Origin of the sequence: Pseudonocardia asaccharolytica DSM 44247 = NBRC 16224 (genome assembly GCF_000423625.1) — a bacterium.
Taxonomy (GTDB): Bacteria; Actinomycetota; Actinomycetes; order Mycobacteriales; family Pseudonocardiaceae; genus Pseudonocardia; species Pseudonocardia asaccharolytica.
The window spans coordinates 1-20,286 of record NZ_AUII01000020.1 but is presented as its reverse complement, the minus strand read 5'-3'; the positions used below and the strand labels follow the sequence as shown (position 1 = coordinate 20,286).

Below are 20,286 nucleotides of genomic sequence, written 5' to 3'. Positions count from 1 at the left end.
CGGCGGCGCGGTCAGGCACGGGTGGGCAAGAACGCGACCGAGACCTGCTCGTCGACGGTCGCGTCGGTGACATCCTCCGGGAGCACGATGATCCCGTTTGCGTCGGTCATCGAGGACAGCAGGTGCGTGCCGGACGTGCCGAGCGGCTGCACCAGGAAATCGCCGGTGGCCTGTTCGCGCAGCAACCGGCCCCGGATGTACCCGCGATGGTCCTTGGCCGAGGACACCGGTGAGGTCAGCCGGGCGGCGAGCATCCGCCGGAACGGGTCGGGCCTGGCGAGCCCGACCCGGATCAGGGGCCGGATGAGCACCTCGAACAGCATGAGCGCGGTGCCGGGGTGCGAGGGAAACACGAAGGTCGGCACGCCGTCGGGACCGAGCCTGCCGAACGCCTGCGTCGAACCGGGATGCATCGCGACGGGAGTGGCGTCTAGCTCGCCGAGGCCGGTGAACGCCGCCTGGATCTCGGCGCCGGCCCGGCCGGTCACCGCTCCGCAGACCACGAGGACCTCGCTGACCGGCAGCAGGTCCTCGACGGCCGCGCGCAGTTCCCGCGCGTCCGCGCGGACCAGCCGGGTCCGTGACGCCTCCGCGCCGGCTTCCCGGGCGGCGGCGGCCAGCGCGTGTGTGCAGACGTCGGGGACCTGCCCGGCGCCGCTGCCCCGGGAGACGTCGACGAGCTCGTCACCCGCGGACACCACCGAGACCCGCGGGCGCGGGTGCACGAGCACCTTGTCCCGGCCGACCGCGGCGAGCAGCCCGACCTGGGCGGCGCCGATCACTGCCTCGGAGCGCAACGCGACGTCACCGGGCTGCACGTCCTCACCGACCCGGCGCACGAATGCCGCCGAGAGCACCCCGCGATGGACCTGCAGCCGGGCGGCGCCACCGTCGGTGTGATCGACGGGCACGACGGCGTCGGCGAGGGTGGGTAGCGGCGCCCCGGCCACCACCCGGACCGCCTGACCCGGCTGTAGCCGCAGCGGCTGCCGGGAGCCGGCCGGGATCTCCCCGACCACCGGCAGCGAGAGCGGCTCGGTCTCGCTCGCCCCCAGCAGGTCGACGCTACGCACCGCGTAGCCGTCGATCGCCGCCTGGTCGAAGCCCGGCAGCGGGCGCGACGCGATGACCTCCTCGGCGGAGCGCAGACCATGGGCATCGGAGAGGGCCACCCGCACCGGGGCCGGCCGAACCGCTGCCTCCAGGACGCGCCCCAGCTGCTCGTCGACCGACCGCACGTCCGCCTAGCCCTCCAGCCGCGCGGCCAACCAGGCGCGCAGCTCGTCGCCGTAATCGGGGTCGCGCAGCGCGAAGTCGACGAACGCGCGCACATATCCCCCGGGGTTACCCAGGTCGTGACGCTCGCCGCGGTGCACGACCACGTGCACCGGGTGCCCCTCGGAGATCAACAACGCGACGGCGTCGGTGAGCTGCAGCTCACCGCCTGCGCCCGGGGTGACGCGCTCGAGCGCGTCGAAGATCGCGCGGTCGAGGATGTAACGCCCCGCGGCTGCGAAGCTGGACGGCGCCTGGTCGGGCGGCGGCTTCTCCACCATCCCGTGTACCCGTTTGACGTCCGGATCGTCGGTGTCGGCGACCTCGAACACACCGTAGGCGGAGATCTCCGGACCGGGGATGTCGAACGCGCACAGCACGCTGCCACCGTGTTCGGCGCGAACCTCGGCCATCCGGGAGAGCACCCCGGTGGGCAGCACCAGGTCGTCGGGCAGCAGCACGGCGAAGGCCTGCTCGTCGTCGGCGAGCGCACCCGCAGCACAGCCCACGGCGTGGCCGAGCCCCCTCGGCTCGGCCTGGGTGACGGTCCGGACCTCGATCAGCTCCGAGGCGCGGCGCACCTTCGCCAGAAGCGCATCCTTGCCGCGCTCCTTCAGGGTCGCCTCGAGCTCGGGCTGCGGCGCGAAATGCGCGGCCACCGCGTCCTTGTCCGGGGAGGTGACGATGAGCAACTGCCGGGCCCCGGCCGCCGCCGCCTCGGCGGCGACCAGCTCGATGCCGGGGGTGTCGATCACCGGAAGCAGTTCTTTCGGCACCGTCTTGGTCGTCGGCAGGAACCGAGTGCCCAGGCCGGCGGCCGGCACCACGGCGGAGCGGAACGGCAGCGGCCCAGGCCGCGCCGATGGTTCGCTCGCAGGCACGCTCATGGTTGGCGAGCCTAACGACGTCGGTAGCGTGCGTGTGTGACGGCTACCGCGGACCCCCCCCGTTCGGACGATAGCGGCTCTTCCGCGACCGCAGCCAAGGGCGAGCTGCGACGGCGGCTGAGCGCCGCGCGAAGAGCGGTGTCGCCGCAACAACGCGCCGAATGGGCCGCGGCGCTCGCCATGGCGACGGTGAGACTCGCCGAACAGACCGGCGGACCGGTCTGCGCCTACCTGCCCATCGGCAGCGAACCGGGTTCGGCCGCCGGGCTCGACGCGCTGCGCGCCGCGGGCCACGAGGTACTGCTCCCGGTGGTTCCGGCGGTCGCCGGACCGCTGGATTGGGCCCGCTACGAGGGACGGGGGTCGCTGGCCGACGGCCCGCTGGGGCTGCGCGAACCCACCGGAGAGCGACAGGGTGTGATGGCAATCACCAAGGCCCGTTTGGTGCTCATCCCGGCGCTGGCCGTCGATCGGCGCGGCGTGCGGCTGGGGCGCGGCGGCGGCTACTACGACCGCACACTTCCCCTGGCCCGGGCCGGTGTCGTGCTGGCCGCGATACTGCATGACGACGAGCTCGTCGACGAGCTGCCCGCTGAGCCGCACGACGTCCGGGTCAGCGCCGTGGTTCGCCCGGCCACCGGTGTGACGTTGCTGGGCAACGCCCGCTGAACGCTGCGCGTTAAACTGGCACTCAGAGTGTCGGAGTGCCAATCGCGGAGGACCCCTTGCCGACCTACCAGTACGCCTGCACCACCTGCGACCACAGGTTCGACGCCGTTCAGTCCTTCTCCGACGCGGCGCTGACCGACTGCCCGGAATGCCAGGGGAAGCTGCGCAAGGTCTTCTCCTCGGTCGGGATCGTGTTCAAGGGCAGCGGCTTCTACCGGACCGACAGCCGGTCCGGCTCCAACTCGGTTTCCAACGGCGGCACGACGTCGACGAACGGGAGCAAGGAGCCCGCGGCCGCGTCCACCTCGACGACCTCCGCCGACTCGGGGTCGAGCACGTCGACGAGCTCGTCGAGCAGCGCCCCGGCCGCCGCCGCCTCCTGACGCCTCGGGTCGACACTCGCACACCCGCTCCGCGAGAAGGCCCGCCACGACCCCGGTTGTCCACAGGTCCGCACGGTTGTCCACAGGTTGACGTCACCGGGTCCCCCGGGCAGGCCGAGGCTCCTACCGTCGCTTCCGGAACTCATCAGAGCGACGGGAGGCGGGCATGGCGGACACCAACGGACCGTCCCGCGGGTCGCGCGCGCTCGGGCCTCGCCTCTGGCACCGGCTCGCCGACCTGGTCCACGGGCCGGGCTGGCGGCGCATGCTCCTGCTCCGCCGCGCCGCGGCGGCCGTGCTCGCCGGGTTCGCGCTGGTTCTCGCCCTGATCCCACGGGCCGCCCCGAGCGGGACCACGGTCCTCGTCGCCGCACGCGACCTCGGCCCTGGCGCGACACTCGCCCCCGCCGACCTGGCCATCCGGAACTGGCCGGCCGACCTGGTCCCCGCGGGCGCCCTGCGCGCCCCGGCCGCCGCCGACGGTCGCGTGCTGGCCGGGGCCGCCCGCGCCGGCGAACCGCTCACCGATCTTCGCCTGGCCGGCCCCGCTCTGGCCGCGCGGGCGGTCGGAACCTCCGACGCCGTCAGCGTCCCCGTGCGCCTGGCCGATCCCGGCGTCGCCGGGCTGCTCGCCCCGGGACGTGCGGTCGACGTCGTCACCACGGGCCCGACGGCCGACGAACCGCTCGTCCTGGCCAGCGGTGCGGTCGTGCTCGCGGTGTTACCCGCCGACGCCGATCCGGGCATCGGGGCGGGCGCGGCCCGCGGACGGCTGGTGCTCGTCGCGCTTCCGCACCCGATCGCGACCCGGGTCGCCGCGGCGTCGCTGGCCCAGCCGGTCGCCCTCACCCTGCGATAGGCCCGTCAGCCCCGGTCGTGATGCGGTGGCCGGTTGTCCCGCAGCCACTGCTCGACGGCCGGGGTGCCGTCGGTGTGCGCGGCAGGCTCCGCCTCGGGCACCTCGTCGCGGGTCACCGCGGGGAGCACGTCACCGAAGATCTCGTCGAGCCGACGGCGCACGTCGTACGGGAGATCTGCCACGTCCCCATCGTGCCACGCTGCGAAGACCGTTCCCGCGGTGCCACGATGGCGTTCACCGGACGCCACGAGGGCGCCCGGCGACGAGCGGGGGCGAACGTGGACATCGTGGAGAAGGTCAAGGAGCTCGCCGGCGTCGCCAAGCAGAAGGCGACGCCCTACGCCGAGAAGGCCAAGCAGAAGACCGGCCCGTACCTGGACACGGCCAGGCAGAAGGCCACCCCGTACGCGGAGAAGGCCCGGCAGCGGGCCGAGCGGGCTCTGGGACGCGATCGCGCCACCGGCACGGTACCGCCGGCGACCGGCGCCGCCCCGCAGGACGAGCCGAAGAACCGGTGAACCGGCCGGGTTGGGCTGGGCTCAGGCCGAGCCCAGCCCGGACAGCTCGGCGATGACGTGCGAGACGAGGGGCGTCACCGTCGCCATCCCGTCGCGCACGGCAGCACGCGACGACGCGAGGTTGACCACCAGCGTGCTGCCGGAAACCCCGACGAGCCCGCGGGACAGCCCGGCGTCCACCGCGCCCGCGGCGAGCCCGGATGCCCTGATGGCTTCGGCGATGCCGGGGATCGGGCGGTCGAGAACACCCGCGGTGGCGTCGGCGGTGACGTCGCGCGGTGACACCCCGGTACCTCCGACGGTGACGACCAGATCGACCCCGCCGATCACGGCGGTGTTCAGCGCATTGCGGATCGCCACGGACTCGCCGGGGACCACGACCACCGCGTCGACGACGAAGCGGGCCTCCTCGAGGAGCTCCCGGACCAGCGGGCCCGTTGTATCTGCACGTTCACCGTGGCTCACCCGATCGTCCACGATCACCACGAGGGCCCGGCCGATCTGGGGTGGCGCCATCTCCATGCGCTCACCGTAGCGGGACCACGCTCGTCGGCGGCGCACTGCCTTGGGAGCGGTCGCGCCGACGCGGGGAGGGGGCAAGCGCCGGCGCGACCTCCATCCCGGTCGCGGGGCACCGCGGGCCGAGACCGTAGAGACCAGCATGTACCCAGGAATCGCGTCAACGAAACATCGCCGACCGGCCGCCATGGACGGTGGATGAATGCCCTGGGCCGTTAGCCGGTCGCCGTCCCGAGCGTGACCTTGACGGTCCGGTCGCTGAGCTCCACCTTGACGACCTCGCCGGGGACCTGCGACCGGACCGCGGCCTGGAGGTCGACGCCGCTGGTCACCCGCTGGTCACCGAGCCGGACGACGATATCTCCCTGCTTGATACCCGCCGTCTCCGCGGGCCCGCCGGGTGTCACGCTCTGGATTCGGGCACCGGTGGCCGATGGATCGTCGGTCACCCCGACGCCCAGCACGGCCCGGCTGGCCTTGCCGGTTCGTTCCAGCTCCTCGGCGATCCGCTTGGCCTGGGTGACCGGGATGGCGAAGCCGACGCCGATCGAACCGCCCCGGGTGCCGGTCGTCGCGATCGCGGAGTTGATGCCGACGACCCGGCCCTGCATGTCGACGAGTGGGCCGCCCGAGTTGCCCGGGTTGATCGCGGCGTCGGTCTGCACGGCGTTCAGCACGGTCGCCTCGCTGGCGCCGGACTCGCCGCCCACGCTCACCGCTCGGTCGAGCGCACTGACGATGCCGGTGGTCACCGTGCCACCCAGCCCCAGCGGGGACCCGAACGCCACCACCTGCTGGCCGACCCGCAGGCTGTCGGAGTTGCCGAGCTCGACCGGGACGAGCTCCGAGACATTCCGGGCGCGGAGCACGGCCAGGTCGGAGGAAGGGTCTCGGCCGACGATACGGGCCTGGGCCGTGATCCCGTCCTGGAAGACCGCGACAACGCTCCCGCCGTTCGCCGCTGACTCGACGACGTGGTTGTTGGTGAGGATCAGCCCGTCCGAGCTGAGCAGCATGCCCGAGCCCTCCCCCGCCGTCCGCTGGCCCGCGACCCGCAGCTGCACGACGCTGGGCAGCACCTTCTGCGCCACGACCTCGACCGAGCCGACCGGCGTCGCGGCCTCGTCGACCGGGGGGAGCGGCCGGCTGAGCACGCCGGTGGATCCGCCGCTACCGCCGCGGTCGGCCAGCGAGTAGCCGACCCCGCCGCCGACTCCACCCCCGAGCACCGCCGCGAGCAGGGTGAGCGCGACGAGGGTGCCGGTGCCGCGGCGCCGTTGCGGCGGACCGGCGGGGATCGTGGGCATCTGCGGTGAGGCGTAGCCGCCGTACGGACCCGCTCCCGTCGGGTGGCCCGGGAAGGGATACGGGCTCGTCGGCCCGCCACCGGTTCCCTCGGGCATGCGCTGACCGGGGTCGCCGGGATCGTTGTTCGCCATGACCTCACCGAGTCCGAGGGATCGCTGCACCTACGAGCGTAAGAGTCCGGCGCCGACGGATGCAGGCACCCGTGATCAGCCGACGGGCCGCCTGCCGGGCAGCCGCAGAACCAGCAGCGCGCCGCCCTCGGGCGCCCGGCCGGCCCACACCGCGCCGCCGTGCCGCCCCGCGACCTGCTTGACGATCGCGAGCCCCAACCCCGATCCGGGCATGGTCCGAGCGCCGTCCGCCCGGTAGAAGCGGTCGAACACCCGGGGCAGGTCCTGCTCCGCGATACCCGGCCCCGTATCGGCCACCTCGATCACCACCGTCCAGTCGTCGACCTGGATCATCTGCACCCGCGCCGTGCCCCCCGGTGGGCTCCACTTCGCGGCGTTGTCCAGCAGGTTGAGCACCGCCCGTTCCAGCGCCGTGGCATCGCCGATCAGCGTCCACGGGATGAGCCGCACGTCGAACTCGACGTCTCCGGTGCGGCGCCGCGCCCGCTCCGCCGCACGCTCGACGACGTCGGTGAGCTCCACCGGTTCATGCAGCACCACCGGCGGGTCGTCGCGGGCCAGCTCGACCAGGTCTCCGACGAGCTGGGACAGCTCCGCGATCTGGGCCCGCACGTCGTCGAGGATCTCGGCCCGATCGGACTCGGGGAGCGTCGGGGCACCCGGCCGGTCGGCGGCGGCGAGCAACTCCAGGTTGGTCCGCAGCGAGGTCAGCGGGGTGCGCAACTCGTGTCCGGCGTCGGCGACGAGGCGTCGCTGCTGTTCCTGCGACGTGGCCAGCGCGCCGAGCATCTCGTTGAAGCTGTGGGTGAGCCGCGCCAGCTCGTCGGAGCCGCTGACCGGGATCGGACGCAGGTCACCGGTCGCCGCGACCCGCTCGGTGGCCGCCGTGAGCCGCTGCACCGGCCGTAGCCCGGCGCGTGCGACCGCGAGCCCGGCCAGCGCCGCCAGCAGCACCCCGATCCCGCCGACGATCGGCAGCGCCGTCCCGAGGGTGGTCAGCACCTTCTGGGTGGGTTCGAGGCGCTGGCCGATGACGAGCGCGCGTCCGGACCCGGCCTGCACGGCGACCACGCGGTACGGGCCGTCCGGGGAGCTCGCGGTGCGCGTCGAGTAGGGCTCGAGGCCGCGGGCAACGGCGAGCTCGTCATCGCCGAGCGGGGGTGCGGACGCGGCGCCCTCCGCCGACCGGGCCACCGCGTTGGCCTGCAGCAACGCGATCCGGATGTCCCCGGCCCCGAGCACGTCCGGCGGGATGGTCGCCAGCTGCGCCGGATCGGCCAGCCGGCTCTGCGCCGCCGCGTAGGCGCGCTGCAGCAGGTTGTCGTCGAGGGTGGCCAGAATGCTGGTGCGCACGGTGAAGAACGCCGCGAGCGAGACGAGCACGACCGCGCCAGCCGCCACCAGCGCGGCCAGGATCCCGATTCGGGTGCGCAGCGAGACGCGGTCGAGCACCTGGTCGTGACCGTGCCTCCCGGGAGCCCCCCGCGACCTCGCAGCGGGCAGGTGGGCGACCCCTGGACGGATCACGGCGGGGATTCCCGCAGCACGTATCCGACGCCGCGCACGGTGTGGATCAGTCGCGGCTCACCCTCCGCCTCGGTCTTGCGCCGCAGGTAGCCGATGTAGACCTCGAGCGCGTTGCCCGTGGTCGGGAAGTCGTACCCCCACACCTGTTCGAGGATCTGGGCCCGGGTCAGCACCCGGCGCGGATGCGCGAGCAGCAGTTCCAGCAGCGAGAACTCGGTCCGGGTCAGCCTGATCTCGCGATCCCCGCGGCGCACCTCGCGGGTCTCCGGGTCCAGCGAGAGGTCGGCGAACACCAGCGGCTTGCCGGCTCCCGTCGCGGTCGACGAGCCGGCCTCGGGGGTCCGCCTGCGCAGCAACGCCCGCAGCCGGGCCAGCAGCTCCTCCAGGGCGAACGGTTTGGGCAGGTAGTCGTCGGCGCCCGCGTCGAGGCCCGCGACCCGGTCGGACACCGCATCGCGGGCGGTGAGCACGAGGATCGGCAGCTCGTCGCCGCTGCCTCGCAGCCGTCGACACACCTCCAGGCCGTCCAGCCGCGGCATCATCACGTCCAGCACCATCGCGTCGGGACGCGACGTCGCGACCGCCTCCAGCGCGGCCCGCCCGTCACTGGCCAGGTCCACCTGGTAGCCGTTGAAGGCGAGCGAGCGGCGAAGCGACTCGCGCACCGCCCGATCGTCGTCGACGACGAGGATTCGCATGCGGCCAGTCTGGCCCGGGGGTATGAGAGTCGGCTGAGAGGCCTGATACGCGCGCGCGACGTTGCTCCAGACGGGGGAATATGCCGCAACGCTGATCCACCCGATCCTTCCCCCGGTCGGCCGAGGATATTGGCTGGTCAATTGGGTATTGGGCCCGGATTCCGGGGCAGGTCGAAACCGCCTGCGCGGGGCCGGGCGAGCCCGCCGAACCGGCCCACGAGGTGTGGGTCATGGGATCATTGGTCCGCCAAGGGTGGCGTCGCGATCGCAAGATTCGGCCCGATTCAAGGTGGTTGGGCTGTCGCCGGTGCCACCGCCAACGCCTGTGCACCAGATGGTCCGGTGCGCAGTTGAACGCCGAGGAGGACCTCTCGTGACCGCTGCTGCGACCGATCGGATTCGCATCGCGCTCCCTGAGAACTCGATGCGGTATGAACAAGACCTGGAGTGGTGTCTGGTCGATGGGAAAGACGGCTGGCGGGAGATCCGCTTCCACGACTACGCCGAGCTCTACACGGTCACCGGCCTCTACGAGCGGGTGTTCTACGAGATACTGCAGTGCTCCTCGCCGTCCACCGTCCGCGAGCTGCTCGTCGGCGCGATGAACCGCGCCGGCGCCGACATCAGCCAGTTGCGGGTGCTGGACTTCGGTGGCGGCAACGGCATCATGGCCGAGGAGCTAGTCAAGGCGGGTGTGTCCAGCGTTGTCGGCGTGGACATCCTCTCCGAGGCGCGCGACGCGGCGCTGCGTGACCGCCCGGACGTCTACCAGGACTACCACGTGGTCGACATGGCCGCGCTGACCGAATCCGAGCACGCCGCGCTTGCCCGGCACCGGTTCACCGGAATGACCTCGGTCGCCGCGCTCGGCTTCGGTGATGCCCCGCCGGACGCGTTCCGTGAGTCGTTCAACCTCGTCGAGGACGGCGGCTGGATCGCGTTCACGATCAAGGACAGCTTCCTTTCCGACCGGGACCCGTCCGGCTTCAGCGGCCTGATCAAGTCCGCGATCAGCGATGGCCGCCTCGAGGTGCACGCGTCGGAGACCTACCAGCACCGCATCGCGACCACCGGTGAGCCGCTGCACTACAAGGCGATCATCGGCACGAAGAAGTCCGACCTTCCGCGCTAGGCGCCTCGGCGTCCGCTCCCCCATGGCCTGTCCCGACCCGCGCCCGGCCGGGCGCGGGTCGCGGCCGGCGCCGCCCACACCAGCGCTGCCAGCGCCACACCCATCCAGGCAGCCAGGTAGCCGAACGCCACCTGCGGCGACACCAGCGTGTAGAGCAGGCCTGCGACCAGGCACGCTCTCGTAGCTCAGGGAATAGAGCGTCGCGAACCGTCGGAAGATCGTCAGCGCGCCGCTAGCCGGAACGCCACGGACGCACCGGCGGCAAGCATGAGCCGAGCACGATTGATCCGATGCCACCGCTTGACGAGTTGCTGTCGCTCCTGTTCCGGCAGCTTCGGACCGACGAGGAGGCGGTGGTTCACGGTTGGTATGAGGTAGCCGGTCATGACGACGCCGGCCGCCGAGCAGACAGCGCCGGCAAGGAGCGCGCGACGAGCCTCGCTCCTGTGCCACCTGCCGGCGACGGCGGCACCTGTCGACGCGAGCAGAAGCGGCGCGGCCGGAAGGTAGTAGTGAACCGGGCTGCCGCCGGTCAGCAGTCCCTCGCGCCGCCCGGCCTCCCGGTCGTCCGCCAGCCGATCCGGCATCCGCACGATCTCCTCGTAGAGGTTCCCGAAGAACCAGTGGGCATGGGCCAAGCGCGCCGACCTGAGGGCAACGCCGTCGGTGCCGCGGTCGCAGCCATCTCCACCTGCGGTTCTCACGGACGAAGCATTGCAGATCCGCCACTGCCTCGAGTCAAGGCGCCGCCTCCGGCGGCGCGCGGCCGGCGGGCACGGCGGTCGCGCCCTCACGCCGACGCCTCACCATCATCGGGATTCGAGGCATCGTCGTCGGGTAGCGACCTGTGTCCGCCACCGCTCAGATCAGACGGCAGCGGAACCCGCGGCTCACGGACACCAGCGCGCCCGTCATCTGGGCCGTCTCCACGCTGTGCCTTCGCCTTCGCTCGCCCTCTACCCATGGCCCGCATGACACTACTGCTGTCGAGCACGCTGGTCGACGAACGACCCGGGTTCCGCCCGGACCCGGCACCGCTCGGAGATCAGCGGAAGTGCGGGGCGGCGGCGGGACCGCGAACCACGGGCAACGCGGAACCATCGTGAAACGGCCTCCGTGCCCGCGGCTCGCCAGGGCATGGAGGCCGAGGCGGGGACCCCCTGCCACGCAGCTAGGATCGCTCAGGCACGCCCTCGTAGCTCAGGGGATAGAGCAACGGTTTCCTAAACCGTGTGTCGCAGGTTCGAATCCTGCCGGGGGCACCACCGCTGACCTGTGGTGCGGCCTGTAGCGTCGGCGCGGCCCGCTTCGTCTTCCCCGCTGACGCGGATCCGCGTACTCCCGCCCCGGCCAGCCCTTGACCTCCACGTGCACGCGCCGCCCGTCCAGCACGGCGACGACGTCCGTCCCACGCTCGCGACGGGCGGTGTCGGCCTGCGACTCGATGCGGGCGCCCCGCGAGATCAGGCCATCGACGACCGCACGCTGGACCGCGCTCTCCCACAGCCACGCCCGGACCGAAGTCGCCACCGGGGCGTCCGCCGCCTCGACCGGACCGACGGCGCCGGCCAGCCGGTTCACGATCGCCCGCCCGCCGCGTCTCGGACGACCAGCAGTCCGCAGCGAGGCACGGCAGAGCGCATTCACCGTCTGATGCACGACCTTCGGGATGAGCGCGCCGAGGCTCCCCGACGACTTGCGCGTCGGTCAGACCGCCCGGATGCCCGGCAAGGATCCGGAGCACCTCGTCACGCCGCAACACGGCACCTTCCGACGTCGTCAACGTCGACCCATGACGACCCCACGCCTGAGCATCGCCGGTCGCTGCGCTGCGGACCTCGTCATCCACTCACGGATCATGGCAGTCAGCGCTACCAGACGCCTCCGACACGGGACCATGGGAATCGACGAGGCACCAATCGTGCGCCGGCGATACGGTGCAAGCCTGGCACTTCCGACGCCTGCCCGATCGCAACGGAGCCCACGACGGGGAACGGTCGTTCGCTCCTATGAGTACGGCCGTGCGTCGCCGGACCCGGCGGGTATCTGTGGCCTGTGGGCCGGAGGCGGAGCCGTTCACGATCGAGCCCGGGCCACCGACGGCTCCGGCACTCTCGCTTTGCCCGGTACTCTCACGGTGGAGGATCTGCCGTGGGAGGTGACCTGCGAATGAGCGTGCCCGCCGAGGGTGCCCGCGAGTTCGTCGTCGCGCCCGAGCTGGCCGAGGTCGCCGAACGACTCGGCGTCCCCCTGCACGCGGGTGACCGCGTCCGCTTCGAGGTCATCGACGGCGGCCGGTCCACCGACACCGAGCCCACCCGGCACGAACCCTGGCCGCCGACATGGGTCGGGTCGATCGTCACCGACGAGAACCTCGCCACCAACGCTCGCTCCGTCATGAGAGCCGAGCTCGGCGACCAGTGATCCTGGTCGACACCGGCCCGATCGTCGCCGCCGCCTCCACCCGCGACACCCACCACGCCACCTGCCGAGCCGCGCTCGGCAGCCTGCGCGAACCCGCGCTCATCACACCGTTCGTCGTGACCGAGGTCTGCTACTTCCTGTCCACCCGGGCCAGCGCCGCGGCCGAGGCCGCCTTCCTCCGCTCCCACACAGCTGAGGTTCGCGGTCGCGGCCCACATGGCGCAGCTCGCCGGCGACCGCGGCCGTCCAACCCTCCGCGATCACCTCGACCGCGCCCAGCTCCCGGGTCTCCCGCTCACCGGACAACGCACCGGCAAACACCTGGGCCTCGGGCAGGGACACCTCTTTCTCGGCCATCGCGGCGATGCCCGGCGCGATGGCCGGATCGATCAGGATCCACGCCCCGTTCCAGCGCATGAGAGGCCTTCCCACCGCGGCGAGCCGCTCCGCATCCTCCCGGGTGAGGCTGTGCTCGCCCGCCATGGCCTCGCACCGGAATGCGGCGCCGTCGGACGCCCGTAGGCGGTGTGCCACGAGTTCGTCCGCGAGCCGGACCTCGACCCCCGCTTCCGCCAGTGCGGCGGCGCCGGCGGCAAGGAAATCGGCCGCCTCGGTGGCGGTGAGCCGCACCGAGGTCGTTCGCTGCTCGCGGAGCGCAGCCCGGATCGGCGCGTAGACCCTGGCGGCCTCCACCAGCCGGCGCACGAACGTCTGGGCCGGCCACCGGGCCGAGGGATCGACGCCCCACCGCAGGAGACGCCCGCGCGAAGTCGGCGTCATCGGGGACAAATGTCGCCTGCAGCAACGAGGGAACCGGCATCACGCCGAATCGAGGATCTTGCGCAGGGTGACCTGCATTCCGGCGACCTCCGCCGGGTCGAGCGACCCGAGGATCTCCTTCTCGACGCCGAGGGCCTACGGCTCGGCCTTGGCGAGCAGGGTGTGGCCGTGCTCGGTGAGCGTGAGGCCGATGGCCCGCCCGGTTCCCCGTCGGCGTCCGGTCGATTGCTCCCTTGGCAGCCAGGTCCACGATCATCGAGTTCGCTCTCCGCCCTGGCCGGACGTCCGGCTGGGCCAGCATCTCGGCGAGGCCAACGCGACACGGCACCATATTGCCGTTCTTTGTCAAGATGGCAGCTATGGCCCGGAAGAAGACCACGGTGTACATCGACGATGCGCTGCTGCGTGCGGCAAAGGTGGCCGCCGCGCGCTCGGGCTGGAGGAGGCGGCGACGGTCCCGACTACCGAAGTTGAACTCGTGATGGCGGTGGGCGTGACGTTTCGTGATCCCTGCGGTATGCCCGGTGGATGAGGTACGCGCAGGGCGGCGGGCTGACACCGAAGGAGCAGCAGGCCAGGGAGCGGGTGCGGTTGGAGGCCGGCGCGCGGTCCGAGCGGGCCAGACGACCGCCGAGATCGCCGCTGGCCTGCGGATGGGCCGGCGGCAGGTGGAGAAGTGGCGGCGGGCCTGGCGCGACGGCGGCCTGGACGCGTTGCGGTCCAGGGGCCGGTGTCGGTGGAGCGGCTCTCGCCCGCGCAGTGGGAACGCCTGAAACGGGAGCTGGGCGGGGCCGTCGGCGCACGGCTGGGAGGAGGGCCAGGGCTGGACCCTGGTGCGGATCAAGACGTTGATCGACCGAATGTTCCACATCGGCTACACCGTGTAGGGCGTGTGGAAACTGCTGCGCCGCCATGGCTGGTCCGCGCAGGTGCTCGCCCACCGGGCGGTCGCGCGCGACGAGGCGGCGCTCGGGTGTGGAAGGAGCAGGTGTGACCGCGGATAAAAGCACCGCGGCGGACCGGGGCGCCTACATCTGCTTCGAGGACGAGGCGGGGCAGGAGCTCAGGCCGCCGAAGGGACGTACCTGGGCGGTGCGCGGCCAGACACCCGTGATCCCCGTGCGTGGCGGCGGCCGGGGCCGGGTCTCGGGTGGCCGGTGTGCGGTGTTTCCAACCCGGGCACCGGCCGCACCTGCTCGACGGCTGCCTCGCCGAGACCGGACTGATCATCGAAATGCCGTGACCAAGCCAGCGCCATCAAGAGTTCGGCTTCAGCAATGGAAGCGGGCTGCGGATCGTCGCCAGGGTCTGGACGCCATCCCCGCCGAGGGCGAGAGTGGAGCGGGTCGAGCCCGTTCCTTGTCCCGCTCAGGAGGCACGGTATGACCACCCACTCACGGCCGACGACAACGGACGCAGGGATCCCGGTTGCCAGTGACGAGCTATCGCTGACCGTCGGGCCCGACGGCCCGATCGTGCTGAACGACCACTACCTGATCGAGCAGATGGCCAATTTCAACCGGGAGCGCATCCCGGAGCGCCAGCCGCACGCCAAGGGCGGCGGCGCGTTCGGCGTCTTCGAGGTGACCCAGGACGTCACCGCGTACACCAGGGCCGCGGCGTTCCGGCCCGGAACGAGGACGGACATGCTGGCCCGGTTCTCCACCGTCGCCGGCGAGCGGGGCAGCCCGGACACGTGGCGTGACCCGCGCGGGTTCGCGCTGAAGTTCTACACCTCCGAGGGCAACTTCGATCTGGTCTGCAACAACACGCCGATCTTCTTCATGCGGGACCCGATGAAGTTCCAGCACTTCATCCGCAGCCAGAAGCGCCGGCTGAGCAACAACCTGCGCGACCACGACATGCAGTGGGACTTCTGGACGCTCTCGCCGGAGTCGGCGCACCAGGTCACCTGGCTGATGGGGGACCGGGGCATCCCGAAGGACTGGCGGCACATGAACGGCTACTCCAGCCACACCTACAGCTGGATCAACGCCGCCGGGGAGATCTTCTGGGTGAAATACCACTTCCTCACCGACCAGGGGATCGAGTTCCTGACCCAGGCCGAGGGTGACGAGATGGCTGGCATCGACGGCGATGCCCACCAGCGCGACCTGTACTCGGCGATCGAGCGTGGGGAGCACCCGAGCTGGACGCTGAAGGTGCAGATCATGCCGTTCGAGGAGGCGAAGACCTATCGGTTCAACCCGTTCGACCTGACCAAGGTATGGCCGCACGGCGACTACCCGCTGCACGAGGTGGGGAAGATGACGTTGAACCGCAACGTCGCCGACTACCACACCGAGATGGAGCAGGCCGCGTTCGAGCCGAACAACCTGGTCCCCGGCACCGGGTTGTCCCCGGACAAGATGCTGCTGGCCCGCGGGTTCTCCTACGCCGACGCGCACCGCGCCCGGCTCGGAGTGAACTACAAACAGATCCCGGTCAACTCGCCCACGGTCGAGGTGCACGCCTACTCCAAGGACGGCGAGATGCGGGTGCGCAACGCCGCCGACCCGGTGTATGCACCGAACTCCCAGGGCGGCCCGCAGGCCGATCCGAGCCGGGTCGCCGAGCCGCTGTGGTACGCCGACGGCGAGATGGTCCGCTCGGCGTACACGCTGCGCCGAGACGACGACGACTGGGGACAGGCCGGCACGATGGTCCGCCACGTGCTCGATGACGCCGCCCGCGACCGCCTGGTGAGCAACATCGTCGGCCACCTGCTCAAGGGAGTCAGCGAGCCGGTGCTGGTCCGCGCCTTCGAGTACTGGCGCAACGTGGACAAGGACCTCGGCGACCGGATCGAGCAGGGGGTGCGCAGCCAGCGGTCCGGGACCGCTCCGGAGGCGGCCGAACCGGGCAACCCGGCCAGTCCCGATACCCAGGCCAGGACCTGACGATCGCCCCGCCGCGACGAGCGGAGGGGCTGCGCGGAACGGGGCGGTCGGAGCTGCCCAGGCCATGACCGACGTCTCCGGCCCGCCGTTCTGGCGCCGACCACGTCGGCAGCCTGCTCCGCCGGCAGGGACGTGAACCGGCGGTGCTGCTCGTCGCCGACACCGCGCACGGCACCGGCCGCGGTGCACACCCGGACTCCGTGCGCGTGCCGCCCCTGCAGGTGGACACGGCGGATGGTCGACGCGGCCATCGATGCCACCGGGCGCTACGCCGCGGCCCACAACAGTGCGGCGCCCGCCCGGTACGCTCGCTGGGATCGTTGCTCCAGATCTGCCGCCAGACCTTCGTTTGCTCTCTGTCCCTGTAAGCCTCTCGCGGGTCTGCCCGGCCGCGGCGGTGTCAGGACGCGGTGGCGGTGACGGGCTGGTTGGCCAGGCGCCACTCGAGCATGCCCTCGGCCAGGCGCACGGCGCGCCGGCCGTGGGCGGTGAGCAGCCGGACCGCGTCGTGGGCGAGCACGCAGTAGGCGCCGCGACAGTAGGCCACGATCTCGACGTCGGCCGGAAGCTCAGACAGGCGGTCGGGGAGCTCGTCGAGGGGGATGGAGACCGCCCCCGGGATGTGCCCAGCCGCGAACTCCGGGACCGGCCGCACGTCCAGCACGACGGCCTCGCCGGCCTGGGCTCGACGCAGTAGCTCGTCACGCCCGATCTGCTCGGTGTCCTCGCCGTCCTGCGTTCTCAGGTAGCGAGTCCGTGCGACGTCGACGTCGGCCAGATGCGCTGCGGCCACGGCCCGCAGCTGCGCGAACAGCGCGGCGACGTCCTCGCCGGCGAGCCGATAACGGATCGTGGTGCCCTTCCGTGTGGTGGCGACCAGACCAGCCTCGCGGAGCGTCTTGAGGTGCATGGATGCGGTGGTCAGTCCGAGGCCAGCGGTAGCAGCGAGGTCGGCGACGCTGCGCGGGCCCTGGCTGAGCAGGTCTAGCAGCTCCAACCGCTTGCCGCTGCCCAACGCCTTGCCCACCCGCGCCAGTTGCTCGAACAGTTCGGCCTTCAGTAGCGCATCACCCATCGCCATCCTCCAACCTTTCATGGAATAGTGTAGGAGCTGATTGGTGACGACGCCAGTCCAGGTATGCGTGGGAGGGACGGCATGAGCGAGACAGCGGCGGCCCGCGCGGGCGGTGGTGTCGAGGTGACGGCGGTCGTGGACGAGGGCCTGGGCAACTCCTGCTACCTGGTCGACCTCGGTGACGGGTCGGCGCTGCTGGTCGACCCGCCGCGGGACCTGCGCGCGGTGCGCGCGGCGACGGAGGAGGCCGGTCTGCGGATTCGGTTCGCCGCGGACACTCATCTGCACGCTGACTTCCTCTCCGGCGCGGCGCAGTTGGCCCACGACGACGGCGCGGTGGTGCTGGCCTCGGCTACCGGTCGCCGCCGGTTCGAACATCGTGGCCTGGCCGAGGGTGATGAGGTTGACCTCGGCGGGCTGAGGTTGACGGCGCTGGCCACGCCCGGGCATACCGATGAGCATCTGTCGTTCCTCCTGCGCGACGGGGACCGCTCGGTCGGCGTGTTCACCGGCGGGTCGCTCATCGTGGGCTCGGCGGCGCGGACCGATCTCCTGGGTGCTGACCGCGCCGAGGAGCTGGCCCGCGCTCAGTTCGCGTCGCTGCGGCGGCTGTCCGCGCTGCCCACGGAGACGGCGGTGTGGCCCACCCACGGGGCGGGTTCGTTCTGTTCCGCGCCGCCCGGGGCGGCGCGCACCTCGACCATCGGCCAGGAGCTGACCACGAACCCGCTGCTGGGCATCGAGGACGAGACCCGGTTCGTCGAGCGGCTGCTGGGTTCGCTGGGTAGCTACCCGCCCTACTTCCTGCGCCTGGCGGAGGTGAACCGGCGCGGGCCCGCGGTGCTCGACCCCGCCACGACCGGGCTGCTCGCGCAGCTGCGGGTGTCCGCGGTGCGGGAACTGCACGAGGCCGGCGCGGTCCTGGTGGACGTCCGACCGGTGCCCGACTACGCCCGCACCCACATCCCGGGGTCGCTGTCGATCCCGTTGCGCGCCCAGTTCGCCACCTGGCTCGGCTGGCTGGTCCCGCCCGATGCCCCCATCGTCGTGGTAGGTAACCCCGACCAGGACCTCGCCGAGCTGGCCTGGCAGGCGATGAACATCGGCGTCGAGCGCCTCGTCGGCGAACTGGCGGGCGGCATCGACGCCTGGGCCGCCGCCGGGCAGCCCACCGCCAGCACCCGCCTGGTCGGCCCCGGTGAGATCGACGAGCGCCGCCGCGTGCTCGACATCCGTCAGGACCCCGAGTTCACCACGGGGCACCTGCCTGGCGCCGTGCACATCGAACTCGGCGCGCTGGCACAGGCCGCCCGCGACCTTCCGGATGAGCCGACAGTGCTGATGTGCGGGCACGGCGAGCGGGCGATGAGCGCAGCCAGCCTGCTCGAGCGGGCCGGGCACCGCGACCTCACCGTCCTGGCCGGCGGTCCCGACGACTGGGCCCAGGCCACCGGCGAGAAGCTGCAGGTGGGTTCATGAGTTCCCCTGCCGGCGAGAGCCCGTCCACCGGTGGTCGTCCGATCACCCTGGGACTGGGTGCGAACCTCGCCCAGTTCAGCCTGCTCGTCGCGGTCAACGCCCTGGTCGGCGGCATGGTCGGGCAGGAACAGACGGTGTTGCCGCTGCTGGCCGAGCGCGAGTTCGGCCTGACCGGATACACGTTCCTGTTCACCTACGTGGTCGCCTTCGGGGCCACCAAGGCCGCCGCGAACTACTTCGCCGGCACCTGGTCGGATCGGTTCGGGCGCAAGCCGGTACTGGTCGTCGGGTGGCTGATCGCGGTGCCGGTGCCGCTGCTGCTGATCTGGGCGCCCAGCTGGGGCTGGGTGGTGGCGGCGAACGTGCTGCTCGGGCTCAACCAGGGCCTGACCTGGTCCACCACCGTCATCATGAAGATCGACCTCGTCGGGCCGAAGCAGCGCGGTCTGGCCATGGGGCTCAACGAGGCGGCCGGGTACGGCGCGGTCGCGCTCACCTCACTGCTCGCCGGCTACCTCGCGGCGCACTACGGGCTGCGGCCCGCCCCGTTCCTGCTCGGCCTGTCCTATGCCGCGCTCGGGTTGGGCCTGTCCGGCCTGCTCGTGCGCGAGACCCGCGACCACGCCCGCCTGGAAGCGGCCAAGCACGTCGGGCGTGCCGACGGGCGCCACGACCACCTGCACGCCGACCTCAGCACCCGGCAGATCCTCACCCACACCAGCTTCCGGGAACCCGCCCTGTCCTCGGCGAGCCAGGCCGGGCTGGTCAACAACCTCAACTTCGGCCTGTCCTGGGGACTGTTCCCCCTCCTGTTCGCCACCTCCGGCCTGGCCGTGGACCAGATCGGTGTCCTGTTCGCCCTCTACCCCGCCGTGTGGGGAATCGGGCAACTGCTCACCGGCGGGTTGTCCGATCGGTGGGGCCGAAAGCACCTCATCACCGCCGGGATGCTCACCCAGGCGACCGCGCTCGCGATCATCGCGGTCGCCGACACGTTCGCGCTGTGGGCGGCGGCGGCGATGCTGCTGGGCGCCGGCACCGCCATGGTCTACCCGACCCTGCTCGCCGTGATCGGCGATGTCGCCCATCCGGCATGGCGGGGCCGGGCCGTCGGGGTCTACCGGGTCTGGCGCGACGCCGGCTACGCCGTCGGCGCACTCATGGCCGGAATCGTGGCCGACCTGTGGGGCCTGCGTGCCGCGGTCTGGCTCGCCGCCGCCCTCAGCGCCACCTCCGGCCTCGTCGTGGCCACACGCATGTATGAAACCCACACCCGGCGCACGGCGAACCCCGGACGCCCCCGATGACCCATCCCGACCCGCTCGACGGCCCGATCTACCCCACAATTCCGCCAAGTTCAAGCCTCTACGGTCTGAGGGTGAGGTGTGTCCGAGTTAATGAAGCAGCCGGGCGATGGAATACCCGACCACGAGCGGGTAGTGATCATCGGTGGTCCTTGCTCGTGTTTCGACGGTAGTTGATCCGTGCCTCGCGGGCCGCGGCGAGCCCGTCGCGGCGGGCTTGGCGGATGCCTTCGCCGCGGCCTTCGTGTTCGTCGTCGGGCGTGACATACCCGACGCCGGCGTGCAACCGCACGGAGTTGTACTCGGCCCGGCGGCGGTCGAGCTCGCGCTCGAGCTCGCCGGGGTCTCTGATCTTCTCCAGGTGTGGCCACTCGCCCTTGACGTGGCCGAACAGGGTCTCGATCCAGGCCTGGTCCTC

General features: G+C 71.8%; 22 protein-coding genes and 1 tRNA gene. 12 read left to right on the top strand and 11 right to left on the bottom strand.

Going from position 1 to position 20,286, the window contains the following annotated elements; all coding sequences use genetic code 11:
• Positions 1 to 11 precede the first annotated feature (11 nt).
• Both glp and G567_RS0117870 read right to left on the bottom strand, forming a co-directional pair.
• On the bottom strand, positions 12 to 1,238 hold the full coding sequence (gene glp / locus G567_RS0117875) for a molybdotransferase-like divisome protein Glp (RefSeq protein WP_028931056.1): 1,227 nt from the start codon (positions 1,236 to 1,238) through the stop codon (positions 12 to 14).
• A 6-nt stretch (positions 1,239 to 1,244) separates the two neighbouring features.
• A complete protein-coding gene (locus tag G567_RS0117870; RefSeq protein WP_051233249.1) occupies positions 1,245 to 2,162 on the bottom strand; it encodes a UTP--glucose-1-phosphate uridylyltransferase in 918 nt (305 codons plus the stop codon).
• Positions 2,163 to 2,198: 36 nt separating this feature from the next.
• On the opposite strand from G567_RS0117870, the gene G567_RS29665 reads away from it, so the two are divergent.
• The 3 genes from G567_RS29665 to G567_RS0117855 all read left to right on the top strand — a co-directional run bounded on the left by G567_RS29665 (position 2,199) and on the right by G567_RS0117855 (position 4,073).
• The gene (locus G567_RS29665; protein WP_084796224.1) at positions 2,199 to 2,831 is read left to right on the top strand and encodes a 5-formyltetrahydrofolate cyclo-ligase; all 633 of its coding nucleotides are present in this window, start codon (positions 2,199 to 2,201) and stop codon (positions 2,829 to 2,831) included.
• A gap of 56 nt (positions 2,832 to 2,887) precedes the next feature.
• Positions 2,888 to 3,214, top strand: a complete 327-nt coding sequence (locus G567_RS0117860) for an FmdB family zinc ribbon protein (protein ID WP_028931054.1) — start codon at positions 2,888 to 2,890, stop codon at positions 3,212 to 3,214.
• A gap of 166 nt (positions 3,215 to 3,380) precedes the next feature.
• Positions 3,381 to 4,073, top strand: a complete 693-nt coding sequence (locus G567_RS0117855; RefSeq protein WP_028931053.1) for an SAF domain-containing protein — start codon at positions 3,381 to 3,383, stop codon at positions 4,071 to 4,073.
• Between the two features lie 5 nt (positions 4,074 to 4,078).
• Here G567_RS0117855 and G567_RS35210 read toward each other — a convergent pair whose 3' ends face one another.
• Positions 4,079 to 4,255 (bottom strand): hypothetical protein, encoded by a 177-nt coding sequence (locus G567_RS35210; protein ID WP_169338723.1) that lies wholly within the window; start codon positions 4,253 to 4,255, stop codon positions 4,079 to 4,081.
• Between the two features lie 45 nt (positions 4,256 to 4,300).
• On the opposite strand from G567_RS35210, the gene G567_RS0117845 reads away from it, so the two are divergent.
• On the top strand, positions 4,301 to 4,591 hold the full coding sequence (locus tag G567_RS0117845) for a hypothetical protein (RefSeq protein ID WP_147201098.1): 291 nt from the start codon (positions 4,301 to 4,303) through the stop codon (positions 4,589 to 4,591).
• 21 nt (positions 4,592 to 4,612) lie between these two features.
• Here the strand turns inward: G567_RS0117845 and G567_RS29660 are convergent, their stop codons facing one another.
• From G567_RS29660 to G567_RS0117825, 4 genes are all read right to left on the bottom strand, one after another.
• Positions 4,613 to 5,107 (bottom strand): MogA/MoaB family molybdenum cofactor biosynthesis protein, encoded by a 495-nt coding sequence (locus G567_RS29660; protein WP_373865899.1) that lies wholly within the window; start codon positions 5,105 to 5,107, stop codon positions 4,613 to 4,615.
• A gap of 218 nt (positions 5,108 to 5,325) precedes the next feature.
• Complete coding sequence (locus G567_RS0117835; RefSeq protein ID WP_147201097.1) at positions 5,326 to 6,579, bottom strand: S1C family serine protease; 1,254 nt, start codon at positions 6,577 to 6,579, stop codon at positions 5,326 to 5,328.
• A gap of 45 nt (positions 6,580 to 6,624) precedes the next feature.
• On the bottom strand, positions 6,625 to 8,001 hold the full coding sequence (locus tag G567_RS0117830; RefSeq protein ID WP_307724147.1) for a HAMP domain-containing sensor histidine kinase: 1,377 nt from the start codon (positions 7,999 to 8,001) through the stop codon (positions 6,625 to 6,627).
• A gap of 71 nt (positions 8,002 to 8,072) precedes the next feature.
• Positions 8,073 to 8,774, bottom strand: coding sequence for a response regulator transcription factor (locus G567_RS0117825; RefSeq protein WP_028931049.1), 702 nt, complete (start codon positions 8,772 to 8,774; stop codon positions 8,073 to 8,075).
• Between the two features lie 373 nt (positions 8,775 to 9,147).
• On the opposite strand from G567_RS0117825, the gene G567_RS0117820 reads away from it, so the two are divergent.
• Positions 9,148 to 9,906, top strand: coding sequence for a class I SAM-dependent DNA methyltransferase (locus G567_RS0117820; protein ID WP_028931048.1), 759 nt, complete (start codon positions 9,148 to 9,150; stop codon positions 9,904 to 9,906).
• A 221-nt stretch (positions 9,907 to 10,127) separates the two neighbouring features.
• On the opposite strand, the gene G567_RS29655 is transcribed toward G567_RS0117820, so the two are convergent.
• Positions 10,128 to 10,544: an anthrone oxygenase family protein gene (locus G567_RS29655; protein ID WP_051233248.1), complete on the bottom strand. Its 417-nt coding sequence runs from the start codon at positions 10,542 to 10,544 to the stop codon at positions 10,128 to 10,130.
• A gap of 551 nt (positions 10,545 to 11,095) precedes the next feature.
• Here G567_RS29655 and G567_RS0117810 point away from each other — a divergent pair.
• Positions 11,096 to 11,171: transfer RNA gene (locus G567_RS0117810), tRNA-Arg, on the top strand.
• A gap of 904 nt (positions 11,172 to 12,075) precedes the next feature.
• Entirely contained in the window at positions 12,076 to 12,330 is a 255-nt protein-coding gene (locus tag G567_RS0117800) for a hypothetical protein (protein ID WP_028931046.1), read from the top strand.
• Between the two features lie 102 nt (positions 12,331 to 12,432).
• Here G567_RS0117800 and G567_RS0117795 read toward each other — a convergent pair whose 3' ends face one another.
• Positions 12,433 to 13,110, bottom strand: a complete 678-nt coding sequence (locus G567_RS0117795; RefSeq protein WP_084796223.1) for an SNF2 helicase-associated domain-containing protein — start codon at positions 13,108 to 13,110, stop codon at positions 12,433 to 12,435.
• A gap of 653 nt (positions 13,111 to 13,763) precedes the next feature.
• On the opposite strand from G567_RS0117795, the gene G567_RS37250 reads away from it, so the two are divergent.
• The 3 genes from G567_RS37250 to G567_RS0117785 all read left to right on the top strand — a co-directional run bounded on the left by G567_RS37250 (position 13,764) and on the right by G567_RS0117785 (position 16,010).
• Positions 13,764 to 13,883, top strand: a complete 120-nt coding sequence (locus tag G567_RS37250; RefSeq protein WP_425414264.1) for a hypothetical protein — start codon at positions 13,764 to 13,766, stop codon at positions 13,881 to 13,883.
• A 117-nt stretch (positions 13,884 to 14,000) separates the two neighbouring features.
• Positions 14,001 to 14,114: a winged helix-turn-helix domain-containing protein gene (locus G567_RS37245; RefSeq protein WP_211223961.1), complete on the top strand. Its 114-nt coding sequence runs from the start codon at positions 14,001 to 14,003 to the stop codon at positions 14,112 to 14,114.
• Positions 14,115 to 14,492: 378 nt separating this feature from the next.
• Positions 14,493 to 16,010: a catalase gene (locus G567_RS0117785; RefSeq protein WP_028931044.1), complete on the top strand. Its 1,518-nt coding sequence runs from the start codon at positions 14,493 to 14,495 to the stop codon at positions 16,008 to 16,010.
• A gap of 400 nt (positions 16,011 to 16,410) precedes the next feature.
• Here the strand turns inward: G567_RS0117785 and G567_RS0117780 are convergent, their stop codons facing one another.
• A complete protein-coding gene (locus G567_RS0117780) occupies positions 16,411 to 17,085 on the bottom strand; it encodes an ArsR/SmtB family transcription factor (protein WP_028931043.1) in 675 nt (224 codons plus the stop codon).
• Between the two features lie 81 nt (positions 17,086 to 17,166).
• Here G567_RS0117780 and G567_RS0117775 point away from each other — a divergent pair, with 81 nt between their 5' ends.
• Both G567_RS0117775 and G567_RS0117770 read left to right on the top strand, forming a co-directional pair.
• On the top strand, positions 17,167 to 18,564 hold the full coding sequence (locus G567_RS0117775; protein WP_037057605.1) for an MBL fold metallo-hydrolase: 1,398 nt from the start codon (positions 17,167 to 17,169) through the stop codon (positions 18,562 to 18,564).
• Entirely contained in the window at positions 18,561 to 19,871 is a 1,311-nt protein-coding gene (locus tag G567_RS0117770; protein ID WP_028931041.1) for an MFS transporter, read from the top strand. Before G567_RS0117775 ends, G567_RS0117770 begins: the two co-directional genes overlap by 4 nt.
• 136 nt (positions 19,872 to 20,007) lie before the next feature.
• On the opposite strand, the gene G567_RS29645 is transcribed toward G567_RS0117770, so the two are convergent.
• Positions 20,008 to 20,286 (bottom strand): integrase core domain-containing protein (locus tag G567_RS29645; RefSeq protein WP_037057604.1); only part of this gene is annotated, 279 nt, incomplete at its 5' end.